This window comes from Agromyces seonyuensis, from assembly GCF_009789225.1.
In the GTDB taxonomy this organism is placed as follows: Bacteria; Actinomycetota; Actinomycetes; order Actinomycetales; family Microbacteriaceae; genus Agromyces; species Agromyces seonyuensis.
The window spans coordinates 50,928-58,750 of record NZ_WSTA01000012.1 but is presented as its reverse complement, the minus strand read 5'-3'; the positions used below and the strand labels follow the sequence as shown (position 1 = coordinate 58,750).

Sequence of the window (7,823 nt, the reverse complement as noted above, 5' to 3'; positions counted from 1 at the left end):
CCGCGTCGGCCGGAGCGGGCGCAGCCGCCGCGGGCTCCGTCCCGGAATCCTGGCCGCCGCTCGGCGCCGGCGTCGCGGGTCGCGCCGCGACCTCGTCCGCCTGCTTGCCGCGGCCCGCGCGTCGTCCGAAGACGCGCACGCGTCGTCGGGTCGGGGCTGCTGCAGTCTCGTTGTCGTCGTTGGGTCGGTCGTTGCCTTCCACCATCGCTGGTGCACTCCTCGACCGGTCCAGCGGGTCGCCCCGGCTGAACCGGTAAATCCGAGCGATTCGGCGGCGTTGCCCCGAATCGCCAATCCTGCGGTGCGACCGGCGCCGGGTCTTTCGACCGGCGCCTGCGTCGCGCTTCGTTCGCGGCGGTTCGCCGCGTTCACGGATGCCGGTGGCATCCTCAAGCCTGGTTCGGCGTCGACCGGGAGACCCGGTCGACTGACGTCGATTATCGCACGCCCGCCCGGGGTCCTGGTGGAAGCGCGTGACACAATACGGGTCATGCCCGATGCACCGCCCCGTCAACGTCCAATCGGCTACGCCGTCTTCCTCGTGATCGCGGGCCTTATCGGGTTGCTGGCGGCGTTCGAACTGACCGTCGAGAAGATCAACACCCTCGCGGAACCGGACTACAACGCCGCGTGCAATGTCGGCATCCTCGTGAGCTGCTCGACGAACCTCGGCTCCTGGCAGGGATCGGTGTTCGGCTTCCCGAACCCGCTCATCGGCCTCATGGCCTGGCCGTGCGTCGTGGTCGTCGGCGTGTCGCTCCTGGCCGGCGCCCGTTTCCCGCGCTGGTTCCACGCCGTCTTCAACCTCGGCGTCGCCGGTGCGCTCGCGTTCGTGATCTGGCTCATCGGCCAGTCGATCTACGTGCTCGGGGTGCTGTGCCCGTGGTGCATGCTCACGTGGTCGGTGACGATCCCGCTGTTCGTCGCGGTCACCGCGGGCAACCTGGCCGGGGGCGTGTTCGGCGGCGGCGAGCGGACCCGACGGGTCGGCTCGGTCATCCTGTCGTGGACGTGGGTCATCGCCCTCGTCGGCTACGCCGTCGTGATCCTGCTCGCCCAGTTGCGCCTCGACGCGATCCCGACCGTCATCCGGGAGTTGCAGAACTACTACTCCTGAACCGACCCGAGCGGCTCGACCGGCACCGACGCGGACGGGCCCGCATGCCGGTGACGGCATGCGGGCCCGTCCGCGTTCAGCGGGTCAGAACCAGAGCTCGGGTCCGATCGGGGCAGAACCGGAGCTCGGGTTCAGCGGGTCAGAACCAGAGCGCGAGCTCGCGCTCGGCGGACTCGACCGAGTCCGAGCCGTGCACGAGGTTCTGCTGCACGGCCAGGCCCCAGTCGCGGCCGAAGTCGCCGCGGATCGAGCCGGGAGCCGCCGTCGTCGGGTCGGTCGTGCCGGCGAGGACGCGGAAGCCCTCGATGACGCGGTTGCCGGCGACGCGGAGGGCGACGACGGGGCCCGACTGCATGAACTCGACGAGCGGCTCGTAGAAGGGCTTGCCCTCGTGCTCGGCGTAGTGCTTCGCCAGGAGCTCCCGGTCGGCCTGCACGAGCTTGATGTCGACGAGCGAGTAGCCCTTCGCCTCGATGCGACGCAGGATCTCGCCCGTGAGGTTGCGGGCGACGCCGTCCGGCTTCACCAGGACGAGGGTCTCTTCGATGGGGGTGCTCATGCGGGATCCTTCCGTGAATCGTCCGCCGGCGTCGGGTGCGACGCGGCGGGGTCGACCGCTCGCGCGGCCGGGTCGCCGGCTTCGGCGTCGGCGAGGGCGGCGAAGTACGCGGCCTTCTGCCGGTCGAGGCGGGTGCCCGTGACCATGCAGTAGAACCAGCCTGCCGCGAACACGCCGCCGACGACGAAGATGACGGGGTTGAGGAAGCCGCCCAGGACGAGCAGCACTTGGACGATGCCGCCGAGCCACACGCCGACCGGCTTGGACAGCAGCAGGACGGCGACGATCAGCAGCACGATGAGCACGCCGGCGCCCGCGAGGGCGACCCACGACGGGATGCCGCTGTCGCCGGCGACGTCGTGCCAGAGCCCCCAGACCACGAGGCCCGCGAGGAACAGCACGAAGATCTCGAACGCGCCGACGATCGCGCCGAGGCTCTCCCGGGCGCCGCGTTCGCGGCGGGCGCGCCGTGCGACGGGTTCGACGCTCATGCGCCGCCCCACTCGCGGTCCTCGGCGATGGCCATGGCTTCGCCGACGAGGACGATCGAGCCCGTGACGAGGATGCCGCGGGTGCGCTCGTCCTCCGCCGAGTCCGCCCAGCGCCGGGCGTCGTCGAGCGCGTCGTCGAGCGTCTCGTAGAGGTTGACGCGCTCGGGGCCGACGACGTCGGCGACGATCTCGCCGAGCTCCTCGGCGGGCAGCGCCCGCTCGGACTCGACCGGCGTGATGAGGAAGCGGGCGCCGGTCGGAGCGAGCGCCTCGACGATGCCGCGGGCGTCCTTGTCGGCGAGCGAGCCGAACACGATGACGAGGTCGTCGAAGCCGAACGACTCCGCGAGCGCCGCCACGAGCGCGCGGGCGCCGTGCGGGTTGTGAGCCGCGTCGACGACGATCGCGGGGTCGTTGCCGATGACCTGCAGCCGGCCCGGCGAGGCCGCGGCGGCGAGGCCCGCGGCGAGGACGGCGGGGTTCAGGGGCACCGTGCCGGCGCCGAGGAACGACTCGACCGCGGCGATTGCGACGGCGGCGTTCTCGGCCTGGTGGGCGCCGAAGAGCGGGAGGACGAGGTCGCGGTACTCCCCCGCGAGCCCCCGCACCGACACGAGCTGGCCGCCGACGGCGGGCTGCCGCTCGAGCACGGCGAACTCGTCGCCCTCGTAGGCGATCGTGCCCTCCATGCGGGCGGCGGCGTCGCGGAGGACGGCCTCGGCGACGGGCTGCTGGAGGGCCGAAACGACGGCGGAGCCCGGCTTCACGATGCCCGACTTGGTGCGCGCGATCTCCTCGACCGTGCGGCCGAGCCGCGACTGGTGGTCGAGGTCGATCGGCGTGAACACTGCGACGGCCGCGTCGGCGACGTTCGTCGAGTCCCACTCGCCGCCCATGCCGACCTCGAGCACGACGACGTCGACGGGCGCGTCGGCGAAGGCCGCGAAGGCCAGCACCGTGAGCACCTCGAAGAAGGTCAGCGTGCTCTCGCCGGCGGTCTCGAGCTCGGCGTCGACCATGCCGACGTAGGGCTCGATGTCGAGCCAGTTGCGCACGACCGCCTCGTCGGTGATCGGGGCGCCGTCGATGCGGATGCGCTCCGTGAAGCGCTCGAGATGCGGGCTCGTCAGCGTGCCGACGCGCAGGTCGTGCGCGGTCAGGATCGCCTCGACGAGACGGCTCGTCGAAGTCTTGCCGTTCGTGCCCGTCAGGTGGATGACGGGCGCGGCGCGGTGCGGGTCGCCGAGCAGCTCGACGACGCGGCGGGTGGGCTCGAGGCGGGGCCTCGGGCTGCCCTCGCCGACTCGCGCGAGCATCGCCTCGAAGACCCCGTCGGCCTCGGAACGGTACTGGTCGGGGCTGAGTTCGTCGCTCATGCGGCCTCCACTTCCACGAGCAGCCCGGAACCGTCGCCGAGCTTCTTGGCGTCCGCCGCATCCGACGTGCCGTCGGCCGCGACGACCTCGACCGCGAGCGCGAGCGTCTCGGCCGCGATGAGCTCCTCGTGGACGCGCGCGGCGTCCGCGGCGGCCGGGTCGGCCGTCAGGCGGAGCCGGATGCGGTCGCCGACCTCGAGTCCGGCCGCCTTGCGGGCGTCCTGGACGGCGCGCACGATGTCGCGTGCGACGCCCTCGGCCTCGAGCTCGGGCGTCGTGGCGGTGTCGAGGATCGCGAAACCGCCGTCGGCGAGCAGGCCGAGGGCGCTGTCGCCGGCGCCGCCGGCCGCCTCGAGCACGAGGTCGTACTCGCCGGTCTCGAGCGCGATGCCGCCCGCGACGACCGTGTCGCCGTCGAGCGACCAGTCGCCCGTCTTCGCGCCGACGATCGCCTGCTGCACCGTCTTGCCGAGGCGCGGGCCGGCCGCGCGGGCGTTGACCGTGAGCTTCTTCGTGACGCCGTACCGCTCGGCCGCGGTCTCGTCGAGCTCGACGACCTCGACGTGCTTGACGTTGAGCTCGTCGCGGAGGATGCCCGTGAAGGGCGTCAGCCCCGCCGCGTCGGCGGCGACGACCGTGAGGTTCGCGAGCGGCAGGCGCACGCGCTTGCCGGCCTGCTTGCGCAGCGCCTGCGCGACGCCGACGACCTCGCGCACCTGGTCCATGGCGGCGACGAGCTCGTGGTCGAGCGGGAAGGCGGCCGCGTCGGGCCAGTCCTCGAGGTGCACCGACCGTCCGCCGGTGAGGCCCTTCCAGACGTCCTCGGCGACGAGCGGCAGCATCGGGGCCGCGACGCGCGTGAACGTCTCGAGCACCGTGTAGAGCGTGTCGAAGGCCTCCGAACCGGCGCCGTCGGCATCCACGCCCGACCAGAAGCGATCGCGGGAACGGCGCACGTACCAGTTCGTCAGCACGTCGGCGAAGTCGCGCAGGTGCTGCGCGGCCGCGCCGGTGTCGAAGCCCTCGTAGTCGGCTTCGAGCGCGGCGACGAGCTCGCCCGTCTTGGCGAGCAGGTAGCGATCGAGCACGTCGGTCGAGTCGGTGCGCCACGACGCCTCGTAGCCGCCCTCGCGGGCGGTGTTGGCGTAGAGCGAGAAGAAGTACCAGGTGCTCCAGAGCGGCAGCATGACCTGGCGGACGCCCTCGCGGATGCCCTCCTCGGTCACGATGAGGTTGCCGCCGCGCAGCACGGGCGAGGCCATGAGGAACCAGCGCATCGCGTCGGCGCCGTCGCGCTCGAACACCTCGTTCACGTCGGGGTAGTTGCGCAGGCTCTTGGACATCTTCTGGCCGTCGTTGCCGAGCACGATGCCGTGGCTCAGCACGTTGCGGAACGCCGGGCGGTCGAAGATCGCCGTGGAGAGCACGTGCATGACGTAGAACCAGCCGCGCGTCTGCCCGATGTACTCGACGATGAAGTCGGCCGGGTGGTGCGCGTCGAAGAACGCCTCGTTCTCGAACGGGTAGTGCACCTGCGCGTAGGGCATCGAGCCGGAGTCGAACCAGACGTCGAAGATGTCGGGGATGCGCCGCATCGTCGACTTGCCGGTGGGGTCGTCGGGGTTCGGGCGGGTGAGCTCGTCGATGTACGGGCGGTGCAGGTCGACCTCGCCGGCGCCGTTGACGGGCAGCCGGCCGAAGTCGCGCTCCATCTCGGCGAGCGAGCCGTAGACGTCGAGGCGCGGGTACTCGGGGTCGTCGCTCTTCCACACCGGGATGGGCGAGCCGAAGTAGCGGTTGCGGCTGATCGACCACTCGCGGGCGTTGCCGACCCACTTGCCGAACTGGCCGTGCTTGACGTTCTCGGGCACCCAGTTGATGTCCTCGTTGAGCTCGGACATGCGGTCGCGGAACTCGGGCACGCGCACGAACCAGCTCGAGACGGCCTTGTAGATCAGGGGGTTCCGGCAGCGCCAGCAGTGGGGGTACGGGTGCTCGTAGCTCGCCTGGCGGAGCAGTCGCCCCTCGGCCTTGAGCAGCTGCGTGAGCGGCTTGTTGGCGTCGCTCCAGAGCATCCCGGCGACGTCGGTCACCTCGGGCAGGAACTTGCCGCCGTCGTCGACGGAGATGACGACGGGGATGCCCGCCGCCTCGCACACGCGCTGGTCGTCCTCGCCGTAGGCGGGCGACTGGTGCACGATGCCCGTGCCATCCTCGGTCGTGACGTAGTCGTCGACGAGGATGCGCCACGCCCGCTCGAGGCCCTCGCGACCGGCGTAGTAGTCGAACAGCCGGTCGTAGGTCACGTCGGCGAGGTCGGCGCCGCGGTACGACGCGGTGACGGCGGCGAGCGCCTCGTCGGCCGACTCGTAGCCGAGTTCCTTGGCGTAGCCGCCGACGAGCGGGCGGGCCAGCAGGTACTGGCCGGCGAGCACCTCGACGTCGCCGCCGGCGCCCTCGGCACGCTCGCGGAGCACCGTCGCGTCGGGCGTGCCGAGCGGGCCCGCGGGCACGACGACGTACTCGATGTCGGGTCCGACCGCGAGGGCCGAGTTCGTCGGCAGGGTCCACGGCGTCGTCGTCCAGGCGAGGGCGCGCACGCCGGTGAGGCCGAGCGTCTCGGCCTTCGGACCGGTCAGCGGGAACGTGACGGTCACGGTCTGGTCCTGGCGCGACTTGTAGACGTCGTCATCCATGCGCAGTTCGTGGTTGGAGAGCGGCGTCTGGTCGCGCCAGCAGTAGGGCAGCACGCGGTAGCCCTCGTACGCGAGGCCTTTGTCGTGGAGCTGCGAGAAGGCCCAGAGCACCGACTCCATGAACGTCACGTCGAGCGTCTTGTAGTCGTTCTCGAAGTCGACCCAGCGCGCCATGCGCGTGACGTACTCCTGCCACTCGTCGGTGTAGCGGAGCACGGCGGCCTTGGCGGCCTCGTTGAACTCGCCGATGCCCATCTGCTCGATCTGGGACTTGTCGGTGATGCCGAGCTGGCGCTCGGCCTCGAGCTCGGCGGGCAGGCCGTGCGTGTCCCAGCCGAAGCGCCGGTGCACCTGCTTGCCGCGCATGGTCTGGAAGCGCGGGAAGACGTCCTTCGCGTAGCCCGTCAGGAGGTGGCCGTAGTGCGGCAGGCCGTTGGCGAACGGCGGGCCGTCGTAGAACACCCACTCCGGCGCGCCCTCGCGCTGGTCGATGGATGCCTGGAAGGTGTCGTCGCCCTTCCAGAAGGCGAGCACGCCCTCCTCGACGGACGGGAAGCTCGGCGACGGAACGACGCCGGACGGCTGCTCGGGATCCTGGCCCTTGGGGTACAACGCGCTCTCCTGGTCTGATGCGTTTCGCATGGACTCCACGAGGACGGTCGGCTGCTTCGCAGCTCCACCGCGGTACCACCCCGCTTGCCGCCCGATCGCTCGGACGGCCGCTCGTTCTTCGGCTGTGACGGGCCGGCCCCGTTCGGTTCTACTGGGCCGCCAGCGGGCTGTCGGCCGTTCTTCCGAAGACTCCCCGGTGATGGCCGGATCGATGTCGGTCCTGGCATCCTACCGCGCGTTCAGGAGCGAGGCGAAGCCCCCGAGCACCGGCGCGACCGCGAGGTCGACGGCATCGGCCAACGGTCCCCGCTCGGAACCCGCGAGCGCCCAGTCGCCCGCCCCCGTGGCGACCGCTGCGGTGATCGCGGCCGCGGCGGCCCGCACGATCGGATCGGCGGCCGTTCTGCCGGACCGGTCGGCGAGGAACTCCGCGATCGCGCTGCGGACGGCGAGGAACCGCGGCAGGCCCGCCCGGAGGAACTCGTCGAGCGTCGCCATCGACTCGCGCTGGCTGAGGGCGATCGGCAGGGCCGAGTGCGGATGCCTCGAGGCGAGTTCGTGCAGGGCGGCGGCCAGCGCGGCCGTCGGCGGCAGGTCGGCCGGTGCGGCGGCGAGCTCGGCGGGGAGCAGCTCGAGCGTGGGGTCGGCGTCGAGCCAGAGCAGGTCGGACTTCGCGCCGAAGTAGCTGAAGAACGTGTTGCGGCCGACGCCGGCGCGCTGGGCGATCTGGTCGATCGTCGTCGCCGCATAGCCCTGTTCGAGGAAGAGCTCGCTCGCGGCGTCCTCGAGCGTGGCCCGGGAGGAGCGTCGGGGGCGACCGCCGACGTTGCGGCTCGACGCGTTCGGGGCCGGCGTGCCGGGGGCCTTCGGAACTGGCATACACTCCAGTATGGTCCGGAGGTTTTCGGACCCGGTATCGAAACCGGCGAGACGCCCATCGGCGCCCCGGGACCACGGACCGCACCCACGAAC

The 7,823-nt window shown here is 71.6% G+C and carries 7 protein-coding genes; 1 reads left to right on the top strand and 6 read right to left on the bottom strand.

Going from position 1 to position 7,823, the window contains the following annotated elements; all coding sequences use genetic code 11:
• Nucleotides 1-205 (bottom strand): hypothetical protein (locus GB864_RS18370; protein WP_236778874.1); only part of this gene is annotated, 205 nt, incomplete at its 3' end.
• 285 nt (nucleotides 206-490) lie between these two features.
• Between GB864_RS18370 and GB864_RS04445 the strand changes: the two genes are divergently transcribed.
• Nucleotides 491-1,117: a vitamin K epoxide reductase family protein gene (locus GB864_RS04445; RefSeq protein WP_160423143.1), complete on the top strand. Its 627-nt coding sequence runs from the start codon at nucleotides 491-493 to the stop codon at nucleotides 1,115-1,117.
• 139 nt (nucleotides 1,118-1,256) lie between these two features.
• On the opposite strand, the gene ndk is transcribed toward GB864_RS04445, so the two are convergent.
• The 5 genes from ndk to GB864_RS04420 form a co-directional block, all read right to left on the bottom strand.
• Nucleotides 1,257-1,676 carry a nucleoside-diphosphate kinase gene (ndk, locus tag GB864_RS04440; protein ID WP_160423142.1) on the bottom strand — a complete coding sequence of 140 codons (420 nt, stop codon included), beginning with the start codon at nucleotides 1,674-1,676 and terminating at the stop codon, nucleotides 1,257-1,259.
• Nucleotides 1,673-2,167, bottom strand: coding sequence for a DUF4233 domain-containing protein (locus GB864_RS04435; RefSeq protein WP_160423141.1), 495 nt, complete (start codon nucleotides 2,165-2,167; stop codon nucleotides 1,673-1,675). Before GB864_RS04435 ends, ndk begins: the two co-directional genes overlap by 4 nt.
• A complete protein-coding gene (locus GB864_RS04430; RefSeq protein WP_160423140.1) occupies nucleotides 2,164-3,543 on the bottom strand; it encodes a bifunctional folylpolyglutamate synthase/dihydrofolate synthase in 1,380 nt (459 codons plus the stop codon). The genes GB864_RS04435 and GB864_RS04430 overlap by 4 nt, the downstream gene beginning before the upstream one ends.
• The gene (ileS, locus tag GB864_RS04425; RefSeq protein WP_160423139.1) at nucleotides 3,540-6,881 is read right to left on the bottom strand and encodes an isoleucine--tRNA ligase; all 3,342 of its coding nucleotides are present in this window, start codon (nucleotides 6,879-6,881) and stop codon (nucleotides 3,540-3,542) included. The genes GB864_RS04430 and ileS overlap by 4 nt, the downstream gene beginning before the upstream one ends.
• A gap of 198 nt (nucleotides 6,882-7,079) precedes the next feature.
• Entirely contained in the window at nucleotides 7,080-7,730 is a 651-nt protein-coding gene (locus GB864_RS04420) for a TetR/AcrR family transcriptional regulator (RefSeq protein WP_160423138.1), read from the bottom strand.
• Nucleotides 7,731-7,823 lie beyond the last annotated feature (93 nt).

What these genes read in the sequence shown, in the direction of transcription:
- GB864_RS04445 (WP_160423143.1), top strand. Translation starts at nt 491, where the DNA reads ATGCCCGATGCACCGCCCCGTCAACGTCCAATCGGCTACGCCGTCTTC.
- ndk (WP_160423142.1), bottom strand. Translation starts at nt 1,676, where the DNA reads ATGAGCACCCCCATCGAAGAGACCCTCGTCCTGGTGAAGCCGGACGGC.
- GB864_RS04435 (WP_160423141.1), bottom strand. Translation starts at nt 2,167, where the DNA reads ATGAGCGTCGAACCCGTCGCACGGCGCGCCCGCCGCGAACGCGGCGCC.
- GB864_RS04430 (WP_160423140.1), bottom strand. Translation starts at nt 3,543, where the DNA reads ATGAGCGACGAACTCAGCCCCGACCAGTACCGTTCCGAGGCCGACGGG.
- ileS (WP_160423139.1), bottom strand. Translation starts at nt 6,881, where the DNA reads ATGCGAAACGCATCAGACCAGGAGAGCGCGTTGTACCCCAAGGGCCAG.
- GB864_RS04420 (WP_160423138.1), bottom strand. Translation starts at nt 7,730, where the DNA reads ATGCCAGTTCCGAAGGCCCCCGGCACGCCGGCCCCGAACGCGTCGAGC.